The sequence below is a fragment of the Paractinoplanes bogorensis genome (assembly GCF_018829635.1).
Lineage (GTDB): Bacteria > Actinomycetota > Actinomycetes > Mycobacteriales > Micromonosporaceae > Actinoplanes > Actinoplanes bogorensis.
The window spans coordinates 98,760-124,779 of record NZ_JAHKKG010000010.1; the positions used below are offsets into that span (position 1 = coordinate 98,760).

A 26,020-nucleotide genomic window follows, 5' to 3' on the forward strand; every position below is an offset into this window, starting at 1 on the left:
TCGCCGTTCCTCTCCCGGCCGGCCGAGCTGACACTTGCGATCGCCGGCGCCTGGAACTGACCACCTACCGTTCTGCGCATGGGATTCGAGAACGTCGTGGTCGTCTTCGTGGTCGGGGTGCCGGCGATCGCGGGACTGCTGGGGATCGCGTGGGGTGTGCGGCGCCGGCAGCGGGTGCGGCGACTGGCCCGCGACGGGCAGCGGATCGTGGCCGTCGTTGACGGGCACGAGCGGGTGGTGCAGGACGAGGGGCGCGACAAGTTCCGGCCCGTGGTGCGCTTCCACACGCGCGAGGGCCTTTCCGTCCGTACGGCGTTGGACGGCTCGCCCCACTACGAAACGCACCCGGTCGAGACGCCGGTCGAGATCGTCTACGACCCGGCCGACCCGCACCACGCGAGCGCCGTCGGCAATCCGGGCGACGGCGGGATGATGTCCATCGTCGTCGGCGTCGTGTTCCTGGCCATCGCGGTGGGCGCCTCGTTCTTCGTCTGATCAGCCCTCGAGCGCCGCCGCCTGATACTTGGCGACGCAGATCGAGGCGTACTGGGTGGCCAGGTCGCTGCGGTACTTCGTCGGGTCGGTCGGCAGCTCGTAGTCCAGCTCGGAACCCATCTTGGCGCCGTCCGTGGCCAGGTCGAGATCCGTCGTGGCATTCTCGGCGGCGACGTCGTCGAACAGGGTCGCCCCCTTGTCGCGCAGGCTGTTCGCGGTCGTCATGTCGCCCGCCTCGATGGCCGCGAACGCCTTCTTCACCGCCTCGCAGCCGCCCTTCATGCCCTTGCCCGCGACAGTCGCGTCGACCTTCTGCGCCGGGGGCTTGGCGACCTCACCACCAGGCTTGGCGACCTCACCACCACTTGAGGCGGCACCACCACAGGCTGTGGTCAGGGCCAGCAGGCCGGCCGTTACGAGTCCCGCGGTCACTCGGGCGATACTGGTCATCCTGGCGCTCCTCATCCGTGGAGCAGTCAGCGTGCGGCCAGGCCCTAAACAAACCCTTAACGTGCCGCCCCCTCATTGACGATCTTCTCTTTCACCGGAGAGGATCGGCGACATGTCAGGACGCCCCCTCGCCCGGGCCGGAGCCGTGACCGGCCTCGCCGCGCTGATCCTCGCCGTCGCCGCCACCCCGGCCTTCGCCGACCCGCCGCGCAACCTGCCGCAGAACGCGGGCGGGTTGGAACAGTCCTTCTCCCCTGCCTACGACTACGACACCGACGGCTGTTACGCCACGCCGGCCATCGGCCCCGACGGCACGCTCAACGGCGGCCTCAAGACCACCGGCGCCGTCAACGGCAACTGCCGCGACCGTTCCGACCTCGACAACTCCCAGACGTACGCCCGCTCGAAGTGCAACAACGGCTGGTGCGCGATCGTCTACGCCAGCTACTTCGAGAAGGACCAGGCCGTCGCGGGCAGCGGCCTCGGCGGCCACCGCCACGACTGGGAACACGTCATATCCTGGGTCAACCAGTCGTCCAACCAGGTCGACTACGTGACCACGACGCAGCACAGCTCGCAGGTGACCTACGCCCGCTCACGGGTCCGCTTCGACGGCACCCACCCCAAGGTCGTCTATCACAAGGACGGCGCCTCGACCCACTTCTTCCGCCTGGCCAACACCAACGACGAGCCGCCGGAGAACCACTACCACGACTGGCGTTACCCGCCGCTGGTCGACTGGAACGGTTTCCCCACCATCGAACTGCGCGACAAACTCACGGCGGCCAACTTCGGCTCGGCGACGCTGAAGACCCGCGACGGTTCGTTCGAGTCGCTGCTCAACGCCTCCAAACCGACAGGCATTCCCTTCCAGCCGTACGCTTGATCACCGTCCCGTATGGCCGCGCCCACCCGTGGTCGCGGCTATACGTGGAACCAGCTCTCCAGGATCGACTTCGACGTCGCGCCGTTGATGCGCGCCGAGAGCTCGACGGCCTGCGTCTCGGTGAGCGACACGATGTAGTCGACCACAGCCCGGGCAATCTTGTGGGTCGGGCTCTCGTACAGGGTGGACCCGATCGAGGGGTCCTTGTCGAGCGCGATCTCGACGTATTCCTGGAGCCGGGGCGGGAGGTCCCGGCCGCCGCTCTTCTTGCGGTGGCGGCGTTACCATTGGCCGGCGCCAAAAGAGTCGCCGCCCGGCGAGGAGCGTGAGTCTGCCTCGCCGACGAATGCGGCTAAACGCTGAGACCGCTCAAGGCCGGCACCTGGGCACCACGCGGGATCACCCCGATCGTTGCGGTGACCGCCGCGGGCAACGTCCGGGTATCAATCGCCGGGCTGGTCTGCTATCGGCTCGGTGCGCGCAGCCGGCTGATCTCGCCGGGCTGGTCTGCTATCGGCCCGGTGAGCGCAGCCGGCTGATCTACCGCACCATGACTCACCGCGGACGCAAAGGCGAACCGAAGGCTTCCGCGAACACGACTTCGTCCGCCAGATCCGTGACACCGCGGTCTGCGACGGGCCGACCTGCGCCGCCATCGCGCGGGTTGACCAGTGCGTGGTAGGTCACCGACGACGCGCCCCCCAGCGGTGTGAGGGCGTCCTTCGGCGTGGTCTCCACGGGTCGTCGTGATGACGCGTGCCACGTCGGCGTCGCTGATTGGGTGCGGGGCCGGGGCGGGCGGGGCTCGTCCAGCAAGCGTTCGAGCCGGTCGAAGGCGAACCGGCTCCGCTACTTGGTGACCGTGTGCCGTGAGACCTCGAGATCCTCAACGATCTGCCCGTTCGACGCGCTCACCGCATCCGCGCAGGAGTCGTGGCCAGTGGGTACGAGAGTCTGCATGCCTGATCCGACTGCGGTGCCCCGCGGCGTCGTCCGGGATCGACCTGCGGCTGGTGGGCACCAACGCGTCCGGCTGCGGCAAGAGCACGCTGCTGCGCCTGATCGTGCTCACCGGTGACGAACGGGAGCAGTTGCAAGCCTGGTCGCGGCGGGCGTCGCGTCGCGGGTTGTGCCGGCCAACGACTCAGGACACTAGCGTCGTAGGAGGTTGAGGTCGCCGCCGCTTTCCGGGCCGCCGGTGGGTCTCAAAACAGGGTCTCCTGTATTCGGTCGTGGGTGGTCAGGCCGGTCAGCGTGATCCGCAGGCCGGCCAGTGGGGGCAGCCACTCGGAATCGAGCAGGTCGAGCGCGACCCGCAACCAGACCGCCGGGTCGGCCGTGGCGGTGGGGCCGGTGCGCCTGAGCACGCGATCGGCGCCGCCCTCCGACGGGTGCAGGGTGACCGTCAGGCGGGTCGCGACCAGGCCGGCGCGGGACGCCCGGTGGCAGACCCGCTCGACGCAGCGCTCGGCCAGCTCGGCCGGGGTGTGGTCGGGGCGGGCGTAGCCCTTGATCGAACCCTCGGACGAGAGCGTGGTGCGCTGCTCGACCGGACGTACGACCGCGTCGTCGGTGGCGTCTCGGATCGCTCGCAGGCGGCGGGCCATCGTCGTGCCGCACAGGCGGCGCAGGGTGTCGAACGGGATGGCGTCGATCTGGCCGAGCCGGGTGATCTCGACGCCGTGGAGGCGCTCGGCCGTGCGGGCGCCGACGCCCCACACGTCGGCGATCGGCAGGGTGACGCGCAGCTCGGCCTCGCGCCCGGCGCCGATCACGTGCAGCCCGTCGGGCTTGGCGGCCCGGGACGCCAGCTTGGCCATCAGCTTGGTGCGGCCGATCCCGACGCTGACCGGGATGCCCAGTTCGGCCGCGGCCCGGCGGCGCAACCTCTGACCGGCCGCCACGGCCTCGGGGAACGAGCCGGCGCCGACGTCGAGGAACGCCTCCTCCATCGAGCCGGGCTCGACCGCCCGGGCCGAATCGTGGAACAGGTCGAACAGGGCCTCGCCGGCCTCTTCGACCTCGGCCCGCGGCACGTCGATCAGGGTCAGCTCGGGGCAGCGCAGCAGCGCCTCTTGAGCCAGGACGCCGGAGCGGACACCACGCGCCCGAGCCGGGTAGTTGGCGCTGGCCACGATGACCGCGGCGACCACCGCGACGGGGCGATCGGCCAGCTCGGGCCGGTCGCGAAGCACCACGGAGGCAAAGAAGGCATCGGCATCGGCGTGCAGCAGCGGCATGGCAAAATAGTACACATGTTCGAACGAGCGGGACGCCCCGGAGCCGAGGGAAGCCAAAAGCTCAAGCTCGGCGTGCGACAGCCGATGGTGGCCGCGTGAACGACCGCCTCCGACCAGCGCGGGCAGCCTGGATCGTGCTGCCCGCTGTCGTGCTCGGCGTCGTCCTCTACGCCCGCGGCGGCGACGGCTCGGCCATCGTGGCCCTGCTCGCCGGCACCACCGCCGCGTTCCTGGCCGGCCTGTCCTGCCTGGCGACCTCGCGCACCATGCCGGGGCGGCACCGGGCCGGCTGGCTGTTGCTGGCTCTGGCCGGCATCTCCTGGGGCGCGGGCAACACGTTCTGGCTCTGGCAAGAGTTTTTCAGCGCCCAGACAACGCTGTTCCCCTCGCCCGCCGACTACGGTTTCCTGATCTTCCCGGTGGCCGCCGCGGTCGGTCTGGGCCTGCTCTCCGGCCGCTCGATGCTCGGCTCCAGCGTGGCGCCGGTGCTCGACGGCATCGTGGTCGCCGGGGCGCTGTTCCTGGTGCTCTGGTCGGTCTCGATGCGTGACATCTGGGCGGCCGGCGGCGAGTCCCCGCTCGCCTACGCGGTCTCGCTGGCCTACCCGATCGGCGACCTGGTCTCGGCCACCATGGCCCTGCTGCTGATGACCCGGGCCCGCGGCCGGCGATCGGTGGTGGCGTTGCTGGTCGCGGCCATGCTGGGGATGGGCCTGGCCGACACCCTGTTCGCCGTCGGCTCGGCCGACGGCACGTATGTCTCGGGTTCCTGGTTCGACTACGGCTGGGTGGCCGGCTTCGTCTTCCTCGCGCTGGCCGCACGCCGGGCCGCGGGCCGCGCGGTGGTCGTCGACACGGGGACCGGTGTGCACCGGTGGCAGTTGCTGCTGCCCTACCTGCCGTTCGTCGTCGCGGTCGGCGTGGAGGGCGCCGGAGCGTACGCGGGAAGGCTCCTTGATCCGGCCGAACTGTTTGCCGTCCTGCTGATCCTGGGCTCGCTGCTGGCCCGGCAGTTGCTCGTGCTCCTCTCGCACACCAGCCTCACCGAGCGCCTGCGGTTCGAGGCGTCCCACGACACGCTGACCGGGCTGGCCAACCGCAAGTACTTCGCCCGGCTGGTCGACCGGCGAGTGGCCTCCGCGGACGCGCCCGTCGGTCTTCTGCACATCAATCTCGACCACTTCGCCTGGGTCAACGACCGGCTCGGCGACGACGTCGGCGACCAGCTCCTGCGCCAGGCCGGCGAGCGGATGGCGGTGAGTGGCCAGGCCGCCCGGCTCAGCGGCGACGTGTTCGCGGTCCTGGTCAGCGGTGATCTGATCACCACGGCCGAGCAGCTGGCCGACGCGATGCGGGCGCCCTTCTCGGTGGGCCCGCACACGGTCGGCATCACCGTGAGCATCGGCGCCGCCGAGACCACGACGAGCGGTCCTGAGCTGCGCAAGATGGCCGACCTCGCGCTGCAGGCGGCCAAGGACAACGGCAAGGACACCATTTCCCCGTACGCCCCCACGATGCGCACCCGCCTCGACCGGGAGATGACGCTCCGCACCGAACTCGAGGCGGCCGTCGCCCAGGGTCTGCTGCAGGTCGCGTACCAGCCGATCGTCAAACTGCCCACGGCCGAGATGTCGGGCGTGGAAGCGCTGGCCCGCTGGCGGCACCCGGCGCTGGGTGACGTGTCGCCGGCCGAGTTCATCGCCGTCGCCGAGCGCACCGGGCTCATCCACGAGCTGGGCGCCTGCATCCTGGAGCAGGCGTGCGCCGAGATGGCCGGCCTCAGCCGTACGGGCGGCTTCTACGTCTCGGTCAACGTCTCCACCCTGCAGCTGCTCGACCCGGCCTTCCCCGCGCGGGTGGCCCGGGTGCTGCTCGACACCGGGTTCGACCCGGCGCGCCTGGTGCTCGAGGTGACCGAGAGCGTGCTCGCCGACGAGGCCCAGGTGACCACGGCATTGCAGCGGCTGCGGTCGCTCGGGCCGCGGATCGCCATCGACGACTTCGGTTCGGGCTACGCGTCGCTGCGCTATCTGCACCGGTTCCCGGCCGACATCGTCAAGATCGACCGCAGCTATCTGGAAGACTCGGGCGCCGGCTCGTTCATCCGGTCGCTGATCGAGCTGTTCCACTCCCTCGGCCTGACCGTCGTGGCCGAGGGGGTCGAGGAGGACGCGCAGTCACGGATGCTCTCCGAGGCGGGCAGTGACCTGGCCCAGGGCTACCTGTTCGGGCGTCCGATGCCGGCCCGGGAGCTAGCTGTCGTGGAGTCTCGACTCGCGGCGTAGCACAGCGGGCGAGTAACGGGCCGGCGTCAGCGCCCACTCGGCGGGCGCGAACCCGGCCGGGAGCCCCGCCTTGCGCCACGTCTCGGGCGGATGGCCGGCCGGCAGCCACTCGCGGCGCCAGATCCCCAGGGCGGTGTCCAGGTCGGCCAGGTGCGGGGTGAGTTCGTCGTCCACCGGCGTGCGCAGGTGCTCGGCCCACAGCTTGACCCGCAGGTCGCGGACGAGCGGACCGGTCGTGACGAAGGTCGACGTGATCTCGCTGTCGGTGCCGACCATCGAACGGCTGAAGAAGTTGGCCGACCCGATGCTGGCGAACACGTCGTCGACCAGCATCAGCTTGGTGTGCACGGTCAGGTTGTCGATCCGGTACATCACCAGGTTGCGCCGGGCCGCCACGGGCAGCCGGGCCAGCACCCGCCACCGCAGGTCGTGGGTGATCACCGGGCGGACGGTGCTGTCGCCGCCGTCGGCCGGGTCCTTGCGTCCGGAACCGATCAGAATGATCTTGACGCCGCGCCGGGCCGCCGCCCGCAGCCGCCCGTAGAGCTGGAACCGCGGATCGCCGCCCGGCGACTCGTGGAAGTACTGGTCCTCGAGATAGATGTACCGGTCGGCGGCGTCGATCGCGGTGATCATCGAGTGGTAGATCTCCTGGATGCCGGCCCGCACCACGTTGGCCCGGCGCAGGCGGCGCAGCCCGCGGTGGCGATAGAGCGACCACGGCCGGTACGAGCGCACGACCTGCACCGCCGTTCCCTCGGCCGGGTGCTGCGGCTGGGCCGGGGTGGCCGGCAGCTCGAGCGGCGGGTCGAGCGGGTTGACCCAGGTGAGTCCCCCGCTGGGCAGGTGGAAATACTCCGGCGGCAGGTTCTTGGCGATGTAGCGCGGCGGCAGGGCGGCCGTGTTCTGCCAGCGGAACGTGAACGTCTCCAGCACCCGCGACGCGGCCGGGCCGTGCAGGCGGGCCGCCGCGTCGTGCCAGCCCCACCGGTGGGCGCCGAGCTTGAGGCGGTGATGCGGCTGGTGGTCGAACCGGCTGGGCGACAGATCAAGCCCGCCCACGTACGCGGTCAGCACCCCGTCGTGCCGGAACACCACCAGCTTCTGGTGGTTGGACCCCAGCGCCGGCCCCGACCAGTCGAGCAGCACCCGGTTCTCCAGCGGCGGGTTGACGACGTCGCGGGTCGACGGTTTCCAGGCCCGGATCACCCGCGCGGCCAGCGTGTTGGCCCGGAACGGCCCGACCGGCAGCCACGGCACGCCCCCGGAGAACTCGGCCGCGCTGAGCACGATCCGCACGTCGGTGCCGCCCGCCGCCTTCTCGGCCAGCACGTCGGTGAACGGCCGGTAGCCCGCCTCCCCGGCCACCAGCCCGGTGAGGTCGAGCTGCGGGTCGGCCTGGTAGCTGGCGATGTAGACGGCGTCGTCCGGGCCGAGCGCGGCCATCCGCTCGGCCAGCTCGGTGAAATAGGTGACACCGTCGATGATCGGCTCGAACAGCGAGTTCTCGGCGAAGGTCGGGCACGCCTCGGTGGCCGGCGGCAGATAGCGGCCGATCAGATCAGTCAGCGACGATGCGGGCGTCATGCCCGTGATTACACCGGAAACCGCTTGCATCCGGTACCCGGGTACAGCCGTACCGTCGAGTCATGCCGTTCGACGTCCCCGACACCGAGATCAAGGTCCTTCCCGCGTACGAGGAAGTGCTCGCCGCCCTGACCACCCGCGCCGCCGCCGTGGCCGGTTGACCCCGGCCGCTCGCGCCGCGGTCCCGTGTGCTGCGATGACGGGACAATGATCATCAAGTCGGTGGCGTGGATGGAGCGGCATCAGGTCGCCGTCTATCTGGGGGCGATCGCGGCCGGGGTGCTGGCGGGCCGGTTGGCGCCCGGCGCCGGCCCCGGGCTGGAGCACGTGATCAACCCGGTCCTGGGCGTGCTCCTCTATGTGACGTTCCTGCAGGTCCCGGCCCACGATCTGCTGCGGTCGCTGCGCGCGGGCCGGTTCCTGGCCGCCGTGCTGGTGGTCAACTTCGTCGTGGTGCCCCTGGTGGTCGCCGCGATGGTCCCGTTCCTGCCCGGCGATCGGGCTGTGCGGCTCGGCGTGCTGCTGGTGCTGCTGGCCCCCTGCGTCGACTACGTGATCGTCTTCAGCGGCCTGGCCGGCGGCCGCAGCGACCGGCTGCTGGCCGCGACCCCGCTGCTGCTGATCGCGCAGATGCTGCTGCTCCCGCTCTTCCTGTTCCTGCTGGCCGGCGACGGGACAGCCGTGGCCGCGGGCCCGTTCGCCGAGGCGTTCGTCGTGCTGATCGTCATCCCGCTCGCGCTGGCCTGGGCCACCCAGGCCTGGCCCGGCAACCGGCGTGTGGCCGGGGTGGCCGGCGGCGCGATGGTCCCGCTGATGGCGGCGACCCTGTTCGTGGTGGTCGCCTCGCAGGTACCCCGGATCGGCGACGACCTCGCCGACGTCCTCGGCGTGGTGCCCTTCTACGCCGGCTTCCTGCTGGTGATGGCGTTCGCCGGGCTGGCCGTGGCCCGCCTCTTCCGCCTCGACGTCCCGTCCGGCCGAGCGGTGATCTTCACCGGGGCGACCCGCAACTCGCTGGTGGTGCTGCCGCTGGCCCTGGCCCTGCCCGGCGACCTGACCCTGGCCGCCGCCGTGGTCGTGACACAGACGCTGGTCGAGGTGGTGGGCATGGTCATCTACGTGCGGGCGGTCCCGCGCCTGCTTCCGGCCGCCCGCTAGCGTCTGAGCCGTCGAACCGTTTCCTGGACGCGATTGCGGCGCCGATCGTCCAGACCGCGACGAAGAGGCCGCGCCCTCCGTCGAGTGCGCAGGGTGGGCCGGCCACCCGTGAGGGTCACGGTGAGCGGCCACACCTCGGTCTGCGACCTACTTCCCGCCGGCCGTTGCCGCGAGCTGACGAGTCGGATCAAGTGACCCGTGTCCGCGCGCCGGCGTCATCACCATGAGCCACCCGTCGGCGCGTCCGCGTCGGCCACCCAACGCACAGCTCGGCCGGCCGCGTGTGCAGCTCGGCCCGCGCGGCCGCGTCGAGCCGTCCGGCCGCGGTCAACGGGCCCGGACCAGCCGGAAGCGGCAGACATCTCCTCGAGCCGTCGGCGGCGAATCCTCACGAAATACGCCGGGCGATCACCAGCTGATCGGGATCATTCGTGCGGACGCCCTTCGCGTCGGTCCAGCCCGGCTGAGCAAGCCGACGGTTGAGATCGGCCTTCGAACCCACGCGGACGGCGTGATCCTGCGGTTCCGGGTAGCCCCAGTGGCGCTTCGGCCTTTCGTGCCTGCCGGGCACCCGCAATCCAGCGTCGGCACCGTTGCCGGGCCGCCTAGTGGCGCTTCGGCCTTTCGTGCCTGCCGGGCACCCGCAATCCAGCGTCGGCACCGTTGCCGGGCCGCCCAGTGGCGCTTCGGCCTTTCGTGCCTGCCGGGCACCCGCAATCCAGCGTCGGCACCGTTGCCGGGCCGCCTCCGAGGAACAGGTGAGGGGAATGGCCCGCGCACCACCGCCAAGGCTGGGAACAACAGAAAGGCGCAAGCTGGACGGTAACGGGAGACGAGTAGCGACACCTCCCTGCCGTGTCGGCAGCAAGGCCGTTCCGTTCGAGGGCACCCGGCGCGCCGAGCCCACGGCTCAGACGGCCGCCACGACGTGCGCCCCCACCACCCGGATCGACGAGTGCGACCGGGTCGGATCACTGGCGGCAGGTTCAAGCCCGGATCGCCGCGCGGACGGCAGCGGCGAACTCGTAGTCCCGCCGCCAGTCGGGGCCGGTGGGGGCCAGCACGACGCGGTCGGTGCCGGCGTCGGCGTAGGCGGCCAGCTGGTCGGCGGCGCGGGACGGGTCGGTGGTGTCGAGTGGCGGGCCGACCACCGTTACGCCGGGGCGGGGGCGGTTTCGTTCGGCGGCCAGGCCGGTCAGCTTGGCCAGGCCCTCGGTCACCTCGGCCGGTGTGATGGCCATGGCGGCCCAGCTGTCGCCGAAGTCGGCGGCGCGGCGCAGGGCCCGGCGACCGTTGCCGGCGATCATGACGGGAGGCATCGGCGCGCCCGGCGACAGCGTCACCGACAAGTCGTCGCCCAACGTGGTGGGCTCGCCGCCGACGAGGCTGGGCAGCAGGCGCAGCGCCTCGTCGGTGCGGGCTCCGCGGTCGGTGAACGAGACGCCGGCGGCGCGCCACGCCCGGTCGCCGTGCGCCGGGTTGCCGGTGCCGACGCCCAGGATCAGGCGGTTGCCGGAGACCTGCTGGAGCGAACCGATCTGCTTGGCGGCCCACGCCACCGGGCGCAGAGCCAGCAGCATGACGCCCAAGGCCTGTTTCATAACTGGGGTGGGAGTGAGGCGGGGTCCAGATTTCGTCTGGTGGTGGCCCGTGGAAGTCCGGCTCCCGGTGTTGGAACCGGGCTTTCGCGGGACGCCGCCAGGCGGGATCTGGGCCCCTCCGTAGCCCCGCCTCAGTCATGAAACAGGCCTTTAGCCCAAGGGGATCCGCTCGGTCGCGCCGGCCGCGGTGGCCAGGACGATGGTGCCGTCGAGGATCGGGGCGCTGGCCACCAGGTGGTCGGTGGACCAGATCGAATCGAGGCCCAGCTCTTCGGCGAGGCGGGCGCCGGCGGTGACGTCGCCGAGGATCGGCCGGCCGGGGTCGGGGGTGGACGTCGGCAGGATGACACCGATCTCGATGGTCATGGCCGGACACTACCTCCGGAATTTGATCTTGCGGGATTACGCAATCCGGGGTGGCCGGGCGGCCTGTTCCTGGCTTGCGCGTGCGGCGGTGTGATTGAGTGCGGTCGATCGGCCGTAACAGGCGCCCACGAATCCACGTTGGAGTTCGAGTTGCCCAGGATCACCCTGTCGAACCGCGAGCGTGAACTCGTCGCGCTCCTCTCGCAGGGGCACACCGATCAGGAGGCGGCCGATCGTCTCGGGATCAGCCCGCGGACGGTGACCGGCCTGGTCCGCGGTCTGATGGACCGGCTCGGCGTCGACAACCGGTTTCAGCTGGGGCTGGCGCTGGGGCTGCTGGGCCAGGAGCACGAATGACCGTGATCCCGCTCCGGATCGGCTCGGCGGTGCCGTCGCTGGTGCGCTGGGGCGCGTCCCCGGACGCCGACCTGGTGTATCGCACGCTGGCCACGTTCGGGCCGCGGACGCGGCGGGAGCTGAGTGCCGAACTGGCGATGCCGGTGCGCCGGGTCGACGAGGCGCTGGCCGCACTTCAGGTGTGGGGCGCGGTCGACGCCCGTACGGGAAAATGGTGTGCCCTGGCCCCTGACGTGGCGATCGCGGCACTGCGGCGGCACCGGGTGCGGCTGATCGACCAGCGGGCCGTGGCCGAGACCCATCGCTGGGTCGTCGAGAGCCTGCGCGCACGGCTGGGGGCGCTGCCGATCCTGATGCCGGCGTTCGGGGGCCAGCTGACCGAGCAGGTGCGCTATCTGCCGACGCGGGAGCTGACCCGGCAGCGGTACGGCGAACTGCTGCGCGGCCGGCGCGAGACACTCACGATCAACCCGGAGCAGGCGTTCGACGCCGAGTCGGCCCGCACCGGAGCCGCGTTCGACCGGCAGCTGATCGCGCAGGCCACCCGGATGCGGGTGCTCGGGGTGCCGCCGGCCGACCAGGACACGCTCAGCCCGCAGGAGTCGCTGCACCCGGCCTACCAGGTGCGGGAGTCGCTCGACGTGCCGGTCAAGCTGATCGTGCTGGACCGGGCGGTCGCGCTGCTGCCGGCCGATCCGGAGCGGATCGAGCGCGGCTATGTCGAGGTGAGCCACCCGCAGGTGGTGCTGGAGCTGGCCGAGCTGTTCGAGAAGCACTGGCAGCGGGCCAGCGATCCGGCCGTCGGCGCGGTGCTCCCGATCCGGCTCAGCACGCGGGAGCAGGCCGTGGTCGACCTGCTGGCGCTCGGGCACACCGACACGACGGCGGCCGTGCAGCTGCGGATCAGCGCCCGGTCGGTCACGAACGTTCTGCGCGGGCTGATGGACCGGCTCGGCGTGGAGAACAGGTTCCAACTCGGGCTCGCGCTGGGGGCGATCGGTGCCGCCAGCCCGCCCTACCACCATCACTCCGATCAGGATCAGGCCTCATGAGAAAACGTCTAGCCGCCGTACTAGCGGCGCTGGTGATGGCGACCGTCGCGGTGTCGGCACCGGCCGCAGCCGCGGAGGCGCCGGGATGCGCCACCGTCACGTTCGACAGCGTGCGCGGTGTCTACCGGCCCGACTCGACCCGGTGGGAGCCGTGGTTCGACGTCACCCTGAAGGGCCGGTCGAAGCCCTGCGCGCCCGGGCGGGGCGCCGCGACCCTGGCGATCACCCAATATCACGTGCGGGACGGGGCCACGGTCGCCTCGATGAGCACGCCGTGGCAGGTCAAGACGTCGGGGACCACTTCCTTTTCCCGTACGGGCCGGATCGAGCCGGACGTCGCCGCGCTCTGTGTCAGCACCGGGCTGACCGAACAGAACGGCGAGGTACGGGCCCGCAACGTGGCCTGTGTCAAGCCGAGGCGCACCGGTGACGACCACCTGGTCACCAGCTTCCCGGCCGTCGCGCTGACCGATCCGCTGGTCACCGCGCCGCTGAGCACCTACCCGACCGGCCGGCCACCGACCGCACCGGTCTGCACGGCCAACTGTCTCGTCTCGCCGTTCACGACCTATCCGCCCGGGGCGCCCACCGTCACCAAGGACACCCCGATCGACGGTCCGGTCCAGGAGCTTTCCCCGTACGAACAGATCTGCCACTTCATCTCGGTCAGCGACATGTTCGCCGGCCCGTCGGACCGCAATGTCAACGGTTTCGACGTCTGGATGGCGGTCGACACCGGTGCGTGTGACGAGAACGAGTGGCTGACCCTGCACGTGGTGCGGTACTGGGCCGACCGGGGCATCGTGATGCCGCCGTGGGACATGGGCCAGTACCCCCTCGAAAAGGGCGCCCAGGTCAACGAGAACACGGTGGCGCTCTGCATCACCTCGGGCATCCGGGCCCAGGGAAACGACCTCTACGGCGAGCACGACGAGTGCTGGCGGGTCACCAAGCCGCAGCCGGACCGCTACCGCCTCGTCCCGATCAGCACCACCGATCCGCGCGTGACCAAGCGTCTGGTCAGCAACTGGGCGGTCCCCGACCCGGACAACCCGCCCGGCGTGTGCGCCTCTTGTCTTTGATCGCAACGGGGGAGGACGGGCAGCCGCACCTGGGCTGCCCGTCCTTTGTTGCTCAGGCTCAGGTGAACTCGAGGGTCGCGTCGAGCAGCCAGTCGGCGAGGTAGCCGGCGAACGACGAGCGGACCAGCACCAGGAAGTCGTCGTCGCCCAGGGCGAGCAGGACGATCCCGGCCTGACCGAGCGTGGTGACCGCGCTGCGACCCCGGCCGAAGACCCGGGGGTGCAGGTCGATCGCGCAGCCCTGGGCCAGCACGTCGCGCACGTGGCCGCCGGTCAGCCGCAGGGCGATCCGCTGGGCCGAGACGTCGGTGACCGCCGCGTCCGGTGGCGGCGTGGCCCCGAGGTACAGCGACTCGTCCGGTCCGAGCCAGACCGCACGCCCGCCGTCCACCTCGATCCACGTGTTCGGCTCGGCCGTCACCCCGCGCACGTCGAACATCGGGACGTACGGCTCGGCGGTGATGCGCACGGCCGGGGGCAGTGCCTCGAACGCGGCCGTCCAGGCTTCGAGTGGGTGGGTGCGGGACAGCGTCGGCTCAGCCATCGCGGCGGGTTCCTTCCGGATCGACCAGCACCGGGCCGGTCACCTCGACCGGCACCAGCGTGTCGCCGACCGGGACGTGCAGGGTGTCGCCGATCCGCTCGCGGCCGCCCTTGACCAGGGCCAGTGCGAACGGTCGGCCGAGTTCGGCGCTGCGGTAGCTCGAGGTCACGTGGCCCAGCATCGGCACCGGCGGGGCGGGGCGGGCGCCGTCGGGCTGGAACTCGATGATCTGCGAGCCTTCCGGAAGCACGGTTCCCCGGTCGGTGGGCAGCAGACCGACGAGCTGTTTGCGCATCGGGTCCACGTTGACCGTACGGGAAAAGGATCTCTTGCCGATGAAGTCCGGTTTCTTCTTCGACACCGCCCAGGCCAGACCCAGATCGTGCGGGGTCACCGTGCCGTCGGTGTCCTGTCCGATGATCGGGTAGCCCTTCTCGGCCCGCAGCACGTGCATCGTCTCGGTGCCGTACGTCGTGATGCCGTACGGGCGGCCGGCCTCGAGCAGACGCTCCCAGACCGCGACCGCGTACCACGGATTGACGTAGACCTCGTAGGCCAGCTCGCCCGAGAAGCTGATCCGGGCGAGCCGGATCGGGACCCCGTCGAGCTCGGTGTCACGAAGCGCCATGAACGGGAACGCCTCCTTCGAGACGTCGACGCCGGGGAACAGGGCACCGATGACGTCGCGCGAGCGCGGGCCGACGACCGGGAAGGTGGCCCACTGCTCGGTCACCGAGGTCAGGTGCACCCGCAACTCGGGCCACTCGGTCTGCAGCCACTCCTCCATCCAGTCCAGGATCTTGGCCGCGCCACCAGTCGTGGTGAGCACCAGGAAACGGTCGTCGGCCAGGCGCATCACCGTGCCGTCGTCGATCACCATGCCGTCGACCCCGCACATCACGCCGTAGCGGACCATGCCGGGCTTCAGGCTGCTGATCAGATTGGTGTAGAGGCGGTCGAGCAGGACGGCCGCGTCCGGGCCGTGGACGTCGATCTTGCCCAGGGTGGACCCGTCGATCATCGCGACGCCCGTCCGGGCCGCGGCGCACTCGCGCAGCACCGCGGTCTCCATCTCCTCGCCCGGGCGCGGGTAGTAGCGCGGGCGCTTCCACTGGCCGACGTCTTCGAAGACGGCGCCCGCGGCGACGTGCCAGTCGTGCAGCGCGGTGTAACGCTCGGGGTCGAACAGCCGGCCCCGGTCGCGCCCGGCCAGCGCGGCGAAGGCGACCGGCGTGTACGGCGGGCGGAACGTCGTGGTCCCGGTCGCGGTCAGCGGGACGCCGAGCAGCTCGGCGACAATGCCGGAGGTCAGCACGCCGGAGGTCTTGCCCTGGTCGTGCGCGGTGCCGATGGTCGTATAGCGCTTGATGTGCTCGAGCGAGCGCATGCCGGCGCCGACCGCGCGCTCGATGTCGGCCACCGTCGCGTCCCGTTGCAGGTCGACGAACTGGCGGTCGGACGGGCCGGGCACCCGCCACAGCACCAGCGGCGTGGCCTCGATCTCGCCGGCCGCGGCCCCGACCACGGTCAGCCCGTCGAGCCGCTCCCCCGGCACGAACGCGCCCAGGGTCTCGTCGTAGCGCAGTTTCCCGCCGGCCTGGCTGAACAGGTGCACGGCCGGGTTCCAGCCGCCGCTGACCAGCAGCACGTCGCACGGAACGGACTCGCCGTCGACAATCGCGTGGGTGATCCGGTCGTCGCCTCTGGTCCCGGTCACCGTTGCTCCGGTGAGGAGCCTGATCCCGGCCGCCGCGCACTCGTCGGCCCGGGGCACCTCCGGGCGCGCGTCGACGATCACCGGGATGTGGACGCCCGCCCGGTGCAGATCGAAGGCGGCGTCGTACGCGCTGTCGTTGGTGGTGAAGACGACCGCCTCGCGCCCGGGCCGGACGCCGTAGCGGTTGAGGAACGTGCGGGCGGCCCCGGCCAGCATGATGCCGGGACGGTCGTTGTCGGCGAAGACGATCGGGCGCTCGTGGGCGCCGGTCGCGACCACGACCTGTTTCGCCCGCAGCCGCCAGACCCGCTGGCGGGAGATGTTCTTGGGGGCGGCCGCGCCGAGGTGGTCGGTGCGGCGTTCGACGGCCAGCACGAAACCGTCGTCGTAGGCGCCGAAGGCGGTGGTGCGCTGCAGATGCAGGACATCCGGGTTGCCGGCCAGCTCGGCGACGGCACCGGCGACCCAGCCATCGTCCTGACCGGACAGCAGCGAGCCGCCGGCCTCGGACTGCTCGTCGACCAGCGCGACACGGTCGCCGGCCCGGGATGCTTCGAGGGCGGCGATCAGTCCGGCCGGTCCGGCCCCGACGACGAGCAGGTCGACGTGGTGGTGCTTGGCGTCGTAACGGGCCGAGTCGGGCACGTCGGCCAACCGGCCCTGACCGGCCAGGCCGCGCGCCGACAGTCCGTCGTAGAGCTCGACGGTGGCGGCGAGCTGCATCGGATCGGGGAACGGCTCCTCGATCTGGACCAGGCCGCCCGAGTCCTCGGCCCCGGCGGCGGTGATGCCGCGTGGACGGCCGAGCTTGACGCTGGTGGCGATGGTGTGGCGGCCCGCGGCCAGCAACGCCGAGGCCAGGGTGTCGCCGGGATGACCGGTGAACGTCTCGCCCCCGAAGGTGAAGGTGAGGGTGCGACTGCGGTCGATGCGGCCGCCTGACGGCGTACGGAAACCTGGTTTTTCGAATTTGTATGTGGCCGTGTCGCGGACCGCGTTGAACCAGCGCCGGCACCCCGCGGAATGATTCCAGCGCTCGGCGAACCGGCCCTTACGGTTGTCGCGGAAGAAGACGTAGTGCGCCCATTCCTCGTCGGACAGCGCGGACGGGTCGGCCGGGTAGGGCACACCGGCCTGTCCGCCGTAGTGGAACTCGACCTCCTCGCGGGGGCCGCACCAGGGGCATTCGATGAGTTGCACGGCAGCCTCCGGGCTCAGTGGGCGACGGCGGCGGCGCCGTGCTCGTCGACGAGGGCACCGCTGACGAAGCGGTCGAGGGCGAACGGAGCCACGTACGGATGCGGCTCGCCGGTGGCCACGGTCTCGGCCAGGCACCAGCCGATCCCGGGCGTGGCCTTGAAACCACCGGTCCCCCAGCCACAGTTCAGGAACAGGTTTTCGTACGGCGTACGCCCGGCCACCGGTGACGCGTCCGGACTGACGTCGACGATGCCGGCCCAGCTGCGCAACAGATGCGCCCGCGCGAACACCGGGAACAGCTCGACCGCGGCCGCCATCTGCCGTTCGATGATGTGGAAGGCGCCGCGCTGGCCGTAACCGTTGTACGAGTCGACCCCGGCCCCCATCACCAGCTCGCCCTTGTGCGCCTGGGAGACGTAGACGTGCACCGCGTTCGACATGACGATGGTCGGGTGCACCGGCTCCAGCAGCTCGGAGACCAGGGCCTGCAACGGGTGGCTCTGGATCGGCACGCGGAAACCCAGCATGTCGGTCAGCACCGTGGTGTGCCCGGCCGCGCACAGCAGCACCCGGCCGGCCGCGATGTCACCCCGGGTCGTCCGTACGCCGGTGACCCGGTCGCCCGCCGTGGTGAAGCCGGTGACCTCGCAGTCCTGGATCAGGTCGCCGCCCGCCTGGTCGATGCGCCGGGCGAACCCCCAGGCGACGTAGTCGTGCTTGGCGATGCCGGCCCGCGGCTGATAGGTGGCGCCGTGCACCGGATAGCGGATGTCGGCCGACGTGTTGACGATCGGGCAGATCTTGCGGACCTCGTCCGGGGTGAGCCACTCGGCGTCGATCCCGTTGAGCCGGTTGGCCTCGACCCGCCGGACGCTGTCGCGCACGTCCTGCAGGTTGTGCGCGAGGTTGAGCACGCCGCGCTGGCTGAACAGGATCGGGTAGTCCAGATCGGCCTCGAGCCCCTCCCACAGCTTGAGCGCGTGCTCGTAGATGGCGGCGCTCTCGTCCCAGAGGTAGTTGGAGCGGATCAGCGTGGTGTTGCGGGCCATGTTGCCGCCGGCCAGCCAGCCCTTCTCGAGCACGGCCACGTCGGTGATCCCGTGATTCTGGGCCAGGTAGTGCGCGGTGGCCAGGCCGTGCCCACCACCACCGACGATGACGACGTCGTACGACCGTCTGGGTTCCGGGTTGCGCCACAGGAAGTCGGGATGGTCGGGGAGGGTCATCGGCCACCTTCCGCTCGTCGTCGAGGGTGGGCTGCAGCATTTCCGCGATGATATCGGCGACCCCCGACAAGATGGATGATCAGCCGAGCAGAGCCTGCGCCACGGCGCGTCCGGAGAGCCAGGCGGTCTGCACCCGGGGCCGCCCGAAGGCGTCACCGCAGAGCCAGACCCGACCATCGACCGCGTACGGGGCGTCGGCTGACCCCGGCTGGGCATAGGTCCAGCGGTGCACGTGGACCTGCGGCTGCTCCGCCAGTCCGAACAGCTCGCCGACCGCCCCGGCCAGGATCGGGCCGGCCGCCCCGGGATCGTCCAGGTGCTGGGCGGCCAGAGCGGGCGTCGAGTGGGCGACCAGAACCGGAGCGCCGTCGCCGCGGCGGTCACCGTCGTCGCAGATCGTGGCCAGCACGGAGTGGTCGTTGACGAAGGCGCCGTGGAATTCGTCCCACGCGCGCGCCGGGTAGGTCAGCACGGCGGCGATCACCGGCTGCCACGCCTGCGCCTCCGCGGCGGCGACGATGGCCGGGGGCGGGCCGAGGCGTACGGCCTGGGGACCCGGCATGGCCAGCACGACGGCGTCGGCATCCTCGGGCACCTCGGCCAGCGGCGTTTCCAGCCGTACGTCAAGACCTTGTGCCAGGTCAACCGCCAGCGATCGCAGCCCGCCGGACGCGGCCCATCGCATCGGCCCGGTCGACGACTCGCCCCCGGGATGGACCCGGAAAGTGTCGGTCCACGGCCGGGCCAGCCCCCGCGACTCCCACGAGGTCACCTGGGCGGTGAAGGCCGGATCGTCGGCCACGAAGTAGGCGGCGCCGATGTCGGCGTACCGGCCCTCGAAGCGCTTGCTGGCCAGCCGCCCGCCGACCACCCGGCCCCGCTCGACGACCCGGACGCGGGCCCCGCCCTCGGTCAGCGCCCGGGCGCACGACAGCCCGGCGATTCCCGCCCCTACGACAACGACGTCCATGATCGTGACCTTACCCAGCCGGCTCTGCGATAGTGCCCTGATGAGCCTCGATCTCGACCGCCACACCGGGTCGCTGGGCTCGCGGATCGGGCCGGTGCCGGCCTCCGGCAACACGCTCGAGGCCTCGGTGATCGATTTGTTCACCGTGGCCGGCGGCCGGATCACCGAGGTGCGGGCGGTATCCGACGAGCTCGGTCTGCTCCTCGGGGCCGGTATCTCTTGCGGGCCCGTCTAGCATGCGCGTATGCCCCGACTTCGCGCCCTCCTAGCGCTGTCCGCTGCTCTGCTCTCCCTGGCCGCCTGCACGTCCGGCAGCAAGGACGAGAGCAGCGCGAACACGACACCGGCGGCCGCCCTGCCGGCCGGTGACACGCTGGTGAAAGATTCCGCGGCGGCGATGCGCGAGATCAAGACCACCCAGTTCCTGATCACTGCCGAGGGCGAGATCGCCGGGCTCGCGCTGCGCCGCGCCGACGGCACGCTGACCAAGGAGGGCAGCGCCAAGGGCACCGCGCAGCTCGACCAGGCCGGCTCGACCGTCGAGCTCGAGTTCGTCATCCTCGGCGACAAGATCCACATCAAGGGCCCGACCGGCGGATTCCAGACGCTGCCGCTCACCCTCGCCTCCAACGTCTACGACCCGTCGGCCATCCTCGACCCCGAGCGGGGCATCGCGCGGGTGCTGCTGACCTCGTACGGGGCGACCACCGAGGCGTCGGAACCGGTCGACGGCAAGGACGCCTGGCGGGTCGCGGCCACCAACAACGGTGACAACCTGGCCGGCCTGATCCCCGGCCTCACCGGTGACATCCCCGCGAAGTACTGGATCGCGGCCGCGGACAAGCGCCTCCTCAAGGCCACCTTCACGCTGACCGGGGGCACCGTCACGGTGACGTTCAAGGACTTCGACGTGCCGGTGACGATCAGTGCTCCCTAGCGCTGTTCTGGCCCGGCGCCGCCTGGCGATCAGCGTCGGGGGCGCCGCCGTGCTGCTGGCCGCCCTCGACGCGTACGTCGTGGTCACCGTCCTGACCGACATCCTGGGTGACCTGCACATCCCGCTCAACCGGCTGGAACGCGCCACCCCGATCGTCACCGGCTTCCTGCTCGGCTACGTGGCGGGCATGCCGCTGCTCGGTTCGCTGTCCGACCGGCTCGGCCGCCGCGCCGTCATCGTCGCCTGCCTGGCCGGCTTCGCGGCCGGTTCGGCGATCACCGCGGCCTCCGGCGAGTCGATCCACTGGCTGGTGGCCGGCCGCGCTCTGCAGGGGCTGGCCGGCGGCGCGCTGCTGCCGGTCACCATGGCCCTGGCCGGTGACCTCTGGACCGAACAGCGTCGCCGGGCCGTCGCCCTCGGCTCGGTCGGCGCCGCTCAGGAACTGGGCAGCGTGCTCGGGCCGCTCTACGGCGGGGCGGTCGCGGCGCTGATCGGCTGGCGGGGCATCTTCTGGATCAACATCCCCCTGGCCGCGGTGGCCATCGTCGCCGTCCTGACCGCCTTGCCTCGCGAGACCGGGCCTCGCGAGACCGAGCCTCGCCCACGGTCCGGCGTCGACGTGCCCGGCGGCATTCTGCTCGCCCTCGGACTGGGTCTGCTGGTCGTCGGCCTCTACAACCCGGATCCCGAGAACGCGGTCCTGCCCTCGTGGGGCCCGGCGACCCTGGGCGCGGCCGTCGTCGTCCTGGTGCTCTTCGCGCTGTGGGAACGCCGCGCCCGCACCAAGCTGTTCGACCCGGACGGCGTACGGATGAAACCGTTCCTGGCCGCGCTCGGGGCGAGCTTCTGCACCGGCGCGGCCCTGATGGTCACGCTGGTCGACGTGCAGCTGGTCGCGCAGACCCTGCTCGGCAAGGACGCGTTCGGCGGCACGCTGCTGCTCTCCCGTTTCCTGATCGCGCTCCCGATCGGGGCCGTGCTCGGTGGCGTCGTGCTCGCGCGTCTGGGCGAGCGGGTGGTCACCCTGATCGGCCTGCTGACCGCCGGTTTCGCGTACGCACTGATCGCGTACTGGCCCCTCGACGTCCTCGCCGCCCGCTACGCCGGCTTCCTGCCCCGCCTCGACGCCGACCTCGTGCTGGCCGGACTCGGTCTCGGCCTGGTCATCGCGCCGCTCTCGGCCGCCGTGCTGCGCGTGACACCGGCCGACCGCCACGGTGTCGCCTCGGCCGCCGCCGTCGTGTCCCGCATGGTCGGCATGCTGATCGGGGTCGCGGCCCTCACCGCGTGGGGTCTGCACCGGTTCCGGGCGCTGACCGCGACCCTCGACACCCCGCTGCCGTTCGGCGTCGAGCCGGCCGAATATCAGGCCCGGCTCGCCGTCTACGAGGTGGCGCTGAAGACCGCCCTGCAGACCGAGTACCGCGAGATCTTCCTGATCACGGCCGTCCTGTGCGCCGTGGGCGCCCTGCTCGGTCTGCTCCTGGGCGGTCGTCCCGCGTCAGCTGTAGACGGTGTCGCCCAGCATTGACACCCACCCCGGCAGCTTCGGGTCGCACAGGCACTGCTCGGACGGGAAGTTGCCCTTCGCCATCTGCTGCAACGCCTGAACGGTGGCCAGCGCCGGTCCCGGCTTGACGCTCACGTCGGTCGTCTTCTTGCCGTTGGCGTTGACGCTGGTGCTCAGCGACAGGCCGTTGACCAGACCCGGGATCTTGATGTTGACCGGCAGCTTGCAGCTGAGCTTGCCGTGGTCGCCGGGCGCCGGATCGTCCGGCAGCGGCACGGTCACACTGCACAGCTTGCCGAGCGGGAACTTGACGCTGGTGCCGACGTCCCCCTGATGCGCCCCGTCGGGCAGACCGTTGAGCAGCACGATGACGTCGTTGCCGCCGCCCCCGATCGCCAGGTTGCCCAGCGGGTTGAGCCGGATCGGGTTGGGATAGAGAAGGTCGGATCCGGCGTCGCCGTAGAACCACTCGAAGCCACCCGGGAACCGGAAGTCCGAAATGATGACGTCGTTGCCGGCGCCCCCGTGCACGATGTTCGCGCTGGCAATCGACTTGCTGCCGATGCCTCCACTGTTGATGACGTCGTTCCCGCCGCCCCCGTCGATCGAGTCGCCGCCGACACCCCCGTTGATCACATCCGGCCCGTCAGCGCCGGTATCCGTCCGGTCGCGTAGCCCGGTAGTTGGGTTGTCCCCGTAGACCAGGTCGTTCCCCGCACCGGTCACGATGGTGTCGCTCCCCGACCCGCCGAACACGGTGTCCCGCCCGCCCAGCGTGGTGATCGTGTCGTTGCCGGGCCCGCCGTAGATCTTGTCGTCGCCCCCGTTGCCCTCGATCGTGTCGTTGCCCGCCCCGGCACAGATCACGTCGTTACCCGGCGTCCCCACGATCTTTTCGGACGCCGTGGTGCCATAGATCGTCGCCCGCACCGGGCACGCGGCCACCGCCGCGGACGCTGTTCCCGCGGCCAGCACGCTGCCACCCACCGCGACCAGAGCCACGGTGAGGACCGTCATCGACTTCCGCATTGCCTGTTCCCCTCCACCAGCCGACGTCTGACACCGCCACCACGGCGCTCGAACCGGTGCGGTTCATCGCTCTCGCCGGAAACTGACGGACAGACGTCGGTGGCTTACAGTGTTCGCAAGTTGCTGAATCCGTGACGGGGGGCTTCTCAACGTGCCGGCGAATCACCTGATCCGTCGTGATCGGCTGGAGCTGCTGTTTCAGGGACGGCCCGACCATGAGATCGTCGCGGATCTCTGGCAGTCCGAGCGGAGCCGCCGGCTGCTGCTGCTCAACTCGGTCATCGACGCGCTCGACGACCGGCCCGGCGCTCTCGGACCGTTGCCCCCGGTGGGCGACGCCGTGGCGGCTCTCGAGACGGCCGAGGCCATCGACCCTGACGCCTTCCGGCAGGTCCTGCTGCTCCCGTCGGTCGGCTCCTGGACGGCGTACATGCTGCGCCGCCTGCATGGATTCGCCCCGTCCGACGCGCCTCTGTGGATCGATGCCGGCGTGCTGTTCGCCCTCGCGGTGGTCGCGGCGCAGCGCAGCGGCATCGACCTGAGCGTGCCGGTGCCGCTGCGCGACGGGCGGGTGATGCTGCCCGGCCTGGGCATGGCCTGCTTCCCGGGGGCGGGCCGGTGGGCCGTGGCCGAGGCCTCGGTGGCCGGCGGGCGGATCACTCTGCGACACGGCGACCGTGAGGTGGAGGCCGACGGCTCCACGGCGGGGTGGTGGCCGCTGCGCCGCATCCGGTGCGGGAGCGGCCCGGTGCTGTCGGTGGCCCTGGACGACCTCGACCCGTTCCGTGAGCTGGCCGAACCGGTCGCGCCGGAACGGCTCACCGACGACGAGACGGCCGCCTGGACCCGCCTGTTAGACGGGGCCTGGCTGGTGCTGTGCCGCCGCCACCGGAACACGGCCGAGGCCATGGCGGCCGGCCTGACCTCGGTCAACCCGCTGCCCCCGGACGACGACGCGAGCGGGCGGAGCGCCTCCACCGGCGAGGCGTTCGGCGCGCTGCTGGTGTCGCGTCCGGCCGACCCGGTGACGCTGGCGGTGGCCCTGGTCCACGAGTTCGCCCACATCCAGCTGGGCGGGCTGCTGCACCTGATCGACCTCGAGTCCGACTCGGATCAGGCGACGCTGTACGCGCCGTGGCGCGACGATCCGCGACCGCTGCCCGGTCTGGTGCAGGGCATCTACGCGTTCACGGCGATCGCCGGCTTCTGGCACGGCGAGCGGGCCGCCGACACCGAACTCGACCGGGAGGTGGCGGCCTTCGAGTACGCGTTCACCCGCGGCCAGGCGGTCCAGGCGATCGGGACCGCCGCCCGGTCCGGCCGCTTGACCGACGCGGGCGTCCAACTGCTCGACGGGCTGCGCCGGCGGATCGGATCCTGGGAGTCCCACCCGTTCGCGGCGGCCCGCCTGGCCCTCGAGGCGCATCGGGCGGGCTGGCGGATCCGTCATCTGCGCCCCGATCCGGAGGCGGTGCGGGCCCTCGCCGAGGCCTGGTCGGGCGGACACGACGCGGTCCGAACCCGATCCGGCGACGTGGTCAAGGGCGACGCGAGCCTGTGGTCACGGCACCGGCTGGCGCTCATCCGGCGCGCGGTGGTGGCCCGGGCCCGAGGCCGGCGGCTCGAACCCGGCCCGGGCACCGACCCGGCCGAGATGGCCCTGGTTCTGGGCGATCGGGAGGCGGCCCGGACCGGTTTCCGGGCCCGCATCGCCGCCGACCCGGCCGACCTGGACGCGTGGACCGGGCTCGCCCTCGTCACCGACGGGCCGGCGCGGGTCGCCCTGACCGGCGATCCGGCCCTGGTCCGGGCCGTCCACCTGGAGCTGGGCGGGAGCGGTGATCCGGCGGCGCTGGCGGAATGGATCAGCGCCGCGGGCGCGGCCAGTTCGCCGTGACGATGTCGCTGACCCGCCGGAACTCCGGTGAGCTCGACCCCAGTGCGATCCGGATCGCGCCGACCAGCGCGTCCCGCCCGTCGTCCTCGAAGTCTTCGCAGGTGCGCACCAGGGCCAGCACGTGCAGCCGGGCCGCCGGATTGTCCGGCACGGCCGAGCGGATGTAATCCGGCAACTGGTCGATGACCTCGCGGCGCTGGTGGTCGTCGCGGAACAGCCGCAGTCCGAGCAGAGCATCCACGATGGTCTCCAGACCGTTCGCGGCGGACAGCGGGGCGGCGTCCCGGCCCGTGGGGGCGGCGTCCCGGCCCGTCGGGGCGGCGTCCCGGCCCGTCGGGGCGGCGTCCCGGCCCGTCGGGGCGCAGACGGTGAGCAGGGCACGGGAGTAGGCCGCGGCCACGGCCGACGCGTACCGGTGCCAGCCGTCGGCTTTGGCCGCATCGGCCAGATCGGAGATACCGCGGACCATGAACCAGCGCCGGTCATGAAGCTCGGCGCCGACGGCGATCCCGCTGCCCTCCATCTCGAAGGCGCACAGGTCGTAGCGGGCGGCCAGACCGTCCCGCAGAACGGCGTCGCGCAGCAGGATGTCGGCGCTGCCGATGGCGCCCCGATGCACCGTGACATCGCCGTCGTCCGGTCGCCGCTCGGACAACGCGTCCCGCCACCGCTCGTGACCCGCGTGCTCGGCGACCTGGATCTCCCGGTCGGCCCGCAGCAGCACGGTGGAGAGCCCGTCCAGGTGCCGGCGCAGGGTCGCCGTGCCGTCGACGGCCCGCACGTGGGCGTAGTCGACGATGCCCTTGGTCGCGACGACCAGGTCACCCAGCCGCATCCCGGACGGTCCGGGCACGCCGGCGGCGATGCCGCACATCAGGAAGACCTCGAGGCCCGGGAAGCTGCGCGCGAGGTCGGTGCAGATGGCGGCGGCGTTGCGGGTGCCGTCCCGGGCCTGCAGGGCGACCACGACCCGATGGGGGCGTCGCGGATCGCTGCTCGGAACCGTGCCGGTCACGTAGTGGTTGGGGTCGCCCGCAACCCGGCGCTCGACCGGGTCGTCCAGCATCTGCCGGGCCGCCGCGCACTCGACCGGCAAGGCCGTGACGAGCGCGACGGCCGGGCCGTCGGCTCCGTTTCCGTTACCCACGAACGCCACTGTAGTCAGTGAGCGGCAAGACACTGTCCGCAGTTTGTCCGGCGGTGAATCACGAACGATGTGGAAGACTGGCGTGGTTCGATACATCAACCGGGCGGCGTGGCCCGCTGCACGGATGAGAGGGGAACCACCCGGTGGATCAATCTTCTCAGGACGTCGAGACTGAGCTCGTCGATCTGTCGGAGGTCTCTCTGGGCATGCTTCGCTCCACCGACCCCGAGCTGCTGAACGAGTCGATGTCGCGACTGCTGGAACAGGTCGCCCGGCCTCGGCTC

23 protein-coding genes are annotated in these 26,020 nt (G+C 71.4%); 11 read left to right on the forward strand and 12 right to left on the reverse strand.

The window, feature by feature from the left end; genetic code table 11:
• Window positions 1-78 precede the first annotated feature (78 nt).
• Window positions 79-495: a DUF3592 domain-containing protein gene (locus KOI35_RS30575; RefSeq protein ID WP_215792132.1), complete on the forward strand. Its 417-nt coding sequence runs from the start codon at window positions 79-81 to the stop codon at window positions 493-495.
• Here the strand turns inward: KOI35_RS30575 and KOI35_RS30580 are convergent, their stop codons facing one another.
• A complete protein-coding gene (locus KOI35_RS30580) occupies window positions 496-945 on the reverse strand; it encodes a hypothetical protein (protein ID WP_215792133.1) in 450 nt (149 codons plus the stop codon). It lies immediately after the preceding gene.
• A gap of 112 nt (window positions 946-1,057) precedes the next feature.
• Between KOI35_RS30580 and KOI35_RS30585 the strand changes: the two genes are divergently transcribed.
• Window positions 1,058-1,831, forward strand: coding sequence for an NPP1 family protein (locus tag KOI35_RS30585; protein ID WP_215792134.1), 774 nt, complete (start codon window positions 1,058-1,060; stop codon window positions 1,829-1,831).
• Window positions 1,832-2,386: 555 nt separating this feature from the next.
• Here the strand turns inward: KOI35_RS30585 and KOI35_RS30590 are convergent.
• Both KOI35_RS30590 and KOI35_RS30595 read right to left on the reverse strand, forming a co-directional pair.
• Window positions 2,387-2,569 carry a hypothetical protein gene (locus tag KOI35_RS30590; RefSeq protein WP_215792135.1) on the reverse strand — a complete coding sequence of 61 codons (183 nt, stop codon included), beginning with the start codon at window positions 2,567-2,569 and terminating at the stop codon, window positions 2,387-2,389.
• A 467-nt stretch (window positions 2,570-3,036) separates the two neighbouring features.
• A complete protein-coding gene (locus KOI35_RS30595; protein ID WP_215792136.1) occupies window positions 3,037-4,071 on the reverse strand; it encodes a DNA polymerase Y family protein in 1,035 nt (344 codons plus the stop codon).
• Window positions 4,072-4,166: 95 nt separating this feature from the next.
• Here KOI35_RS30595 and KOI35_RS30600 point away from each other — a divergent pair, with 95 nt between their 5' ends.
• The gene (locus KOI35_RS30600; RefSeq protein WP_215792137.1) at window positions 4,167-6,356 is read left to right on the forward strand and encodes a putative bifunctional diguanylate cyclase/phosphodiesterase; all 2,190 of its coding nucleotides are present in this window, start codon (window positions 4,167-4,169) and stop codon (window positions 6,354-6,356) included.
• Here KOI35_RS30600 and KOI35_RS30605 read toward each other — a convergent pair.
• Window positions 6,324-7,943 (reverse strand): phospholipase D-like domain-containing protein, encoded by a 1,620-nt coding sequence (locus tag KOI35_RS30605; RefSeq protein ID WP_215792138.1) that lies wholly within the window; start codon window positions 7,941-7,943, stop codon window positions 6,324-6,326. The genes KOI35_RS30600 and KOI35_RS30605 overlap by 33 nt on opposite strands.
• Window positions 7,944-8,150: 207 nt before the next feature.
• Between KOI35_RS30605 and KOI35_RS30610 the strand changes: the two genes are divergently transcribed.
• Complete coding sequence (locus tag KOI35_RS30610; RefSeq protein ID WP_246614049.1) at window positions 8,151-9,101, forward strand: arsenic resistance protein; 951 nt, start codon at window positions 8,151-8,153, stop codon at window positions 9,099-9,101.
• A 986-nt stretch (window positions 9,102-10,087) separates the two neighbouring features.
• Here the strand turns inward: KOI35_RS30610 and KOI35_RS30615 are convergent.
• Window positions 10,088-10,702 carry an LLM class flavin-dependent oxidoreductase gene (locus tag KOI35_RS30615; RefSeq protein WP_215792139.1) on the reverse strand — a complete coding sequence of 205 codons (615 nt, stop codon included), beginning with the start codon at window positions 10,700-10,702 and terminating at the stop codon, window positions 10,088-10,090.
• 150 nt (window positions 10,703-10,852) lie between these two features.
• Window positions 10,853-11,068: an LLM class flavin-dependent oxidoreductase gene (locus tag KOI35_RS30620; RefSeq protein WP_215792140.1), complete on the reverse strand. Its 216-nt coding sequence runs from the start codon at window positions 11,066-11,068 to the stop codon at window positions 10,853-10,855.
• Window positions 11,069-11,206: 138 nt separating this feature from the next.
• On the opposite strand from KOI35_RS30620, the gene KOI35_RS30625 reads away from it, so the two are divergent.
• The 3 genes from KOI35_RS30625 to KOI35_RS30635 are packed head-to-tail and all read left to right on the forward strand — an operon-like array spanning window position 11,207 to window position 13,559.
• Window positions 11,207-11,425, forward strand: coding sequence for a response regulator transcription factor (locus KOI35_RS30625; protein ID WP_246614050.1), 219 nt, complete (start codon window positions 11,207-11,209; stop codon window positions 11,423-11,425).
• Window positions 11,422-12,477, forward strand: a complete 1,056-nt coding sequence (locus tag KOI35_RS47770; protein ID WP_246614051.1) for a helix-turn-helix transcriptional regulator — start codon at window positions 11,422-11,424, stop codon at window positions 12,475-12,477. Before KOI35_RS30625 ends, KOI35_RS47770 begins: the two co-directional genes overlap by 4 nt.
• Entirely contained in the window at window positions 12,474-13,559 is a 1,086-nt protein-coding gene (locus tag KOI35_RS30635; protein ID WP_215792141.1) for a hypothetical protein, read from the forward strand. The genes KOI35_RS47770 and KOI35_RS30635 overlap by 4 nt, the downstream gene beginning before the upstream one ends.
• A 58-nt stretch (window positions 13,560-13,617) precedes the next feature.
• Here KOI35_RS30635 and KOI35_RS30640 read toward each other — a convergent pair whose 3' ends face one another.
• The 4 genes from KOI35_RS30640 to KOI35_RS30660 all read right to left on the reverse strand — a co-directional run bounded on the left by KOI35_RS30640 (window position 13,618) and on the right by KOI35_RS30660 (window position 19,234).
• The gene (locus tag KOI35_RS30640; protein ID WP_215792142.1) at window positions 13,618-14,103 is read right to left on the reverse strand and encodes a sarcosine oxidase subunit gamma; all 486 of its coding nucleotides are present in this window, start codon (window positions 14,101-14,103) and stop codon (window positions 13,618-13,620) included.
• Window positions 14,096-17,020 carry a sarcosine oxidase subunit delta gene (locus KOI35_RS30645; RefSeq protein ID WP_308121224.1) on the reverse strand — a complete coding sequence of 975 codons (2,925 nt, stop codon included), beginning with the start codon at window positions 17,018-17,020 and terminating at the stop codon, window positions 14,096-14,098. Before KOI35_RS30645 ends, KOI35_RS30640 begins: the two co-directional genes overlap by 8 nt.
• Before the next feature lie 14 nt (window positions 17,021-17,034).
• Window positions 17,035-18,246 (reverse strand): sarcosine oxidase subunit beta family protein, encoded by a 1,212-nt coding sequence (locus KOI35_RS30655; protein WP_215792143.1) that lies wholly within the window; start codon window positions 18,244-18,246, stop codon window positions 17,035-17,037.
• A gap of 79 nt (window positions 18,247-18,325) precedes the next feature.
• Entirely contained in the window at window positions 18,326-19,234 is a 909-nt protein-coding gene (locus KOI35_RS30660) for an NAD(P)/FAD-dependent oxidoreductase (RefSeq protein WP_369076860.1), read from the reverse strand.
• A gap of 22 nt (window positions 19,235-19,256) precedes the next feature.
• On the opposite strand from KOI35_RS30660, the gene KOI35_RS30665 reads away from it, so the two are divergent.
• From KOI35_RS30665 to KOI35_RS30675, 3 genes are read left to right on the forward strand one after another with little or no spacing between them, the layout of a single operon-like run.
• Window positions 19,257-19,451, forward strand: coding sequence for a nuclear transport factor 2 family protein (locus tag KOI35_RS30665; RefSeq protein ID WP_215792145.1), 195 nt, complete (start codon window positions 19,257-19,259; stop codon window positions 19,449-19,451).
• Window positions 19,452-19,460: 9 nt separating this feature from the next.
• Entirely contained in the window at window positions 19,461-20,153 is a 693-nt protein-coding gene (locus KOI35_RS30670) for an LppX_LprAFG lipoprotein (protein ID WP_215792146.1), read from the forward strand.
• Window positions 20,143-21,684 (forward strand): MFS transporter, encoded by a 1,542-nt coding sequence (locus KOI35_RS30675; RefSeq protein WP_215792147.1) that lies wholly within the window; start codon window positions 20,143-20,145, stop codon window positions 21,682-21,684. Before KOI35_RS30670 ends, KOI35_RS30675 begins: the two co-directional genes overlap by 11 nt.
• Here the strand turns inward: KOI35_RS30675 and KOI35_RS30680 are convergent.
• Window positions 21,655-22,692, reverse strand: coding sequence for a calcium-binding protein (locus KOI35_RS30680; protein WP_215792148.1), 1,038 nt, complete (start codon window positions 22,690-22,692; stop codon window positions 21,655-21,657). The two genes, KOI35_RS30675 and KOI35_RS30680, sit on opposite strands and share 30 nt — an antisense overlap.
• Window positions 22,693-22,843: 151 nt before the next feature.
• On the opposite strand from KOI35_RS30680, the gene KOI35_RS47775 reads away from it, so the two are divergent.
• Complete coding sequence (locus KOI35_RS47775) at window positions 22,844-24,589, forward strand: HEXXH motif domain-containing protein (protein ID WP_215792149.1); 1,746 nt, start codon at window positions 22,844-22,846, stop codon at window positions 24,587-24,589.
• On the opposite strand, the gene KOI35_RS30690 is transcribed toward KOI35_RS47775, so the two are convergent.
• Window positions 24,558-25,736, reverse strand: a complete 1,179-nt coding sequence (locus KOI35_RS30690) for an effector-associated domain 2-containing protein (RefSeq protein ID WP_215792150.1) — start codon at window positions 25,734-25,736, stop codon at window positions 24,558-24,560. The two genes, KOI35_RS47775 and KOI35_RS30690, sit on opposite strands and share 32 nt — an antisense overlap.
• Between the last annotated feature and the right edge of the window lie 284 nt (window positions 25,737-26,020).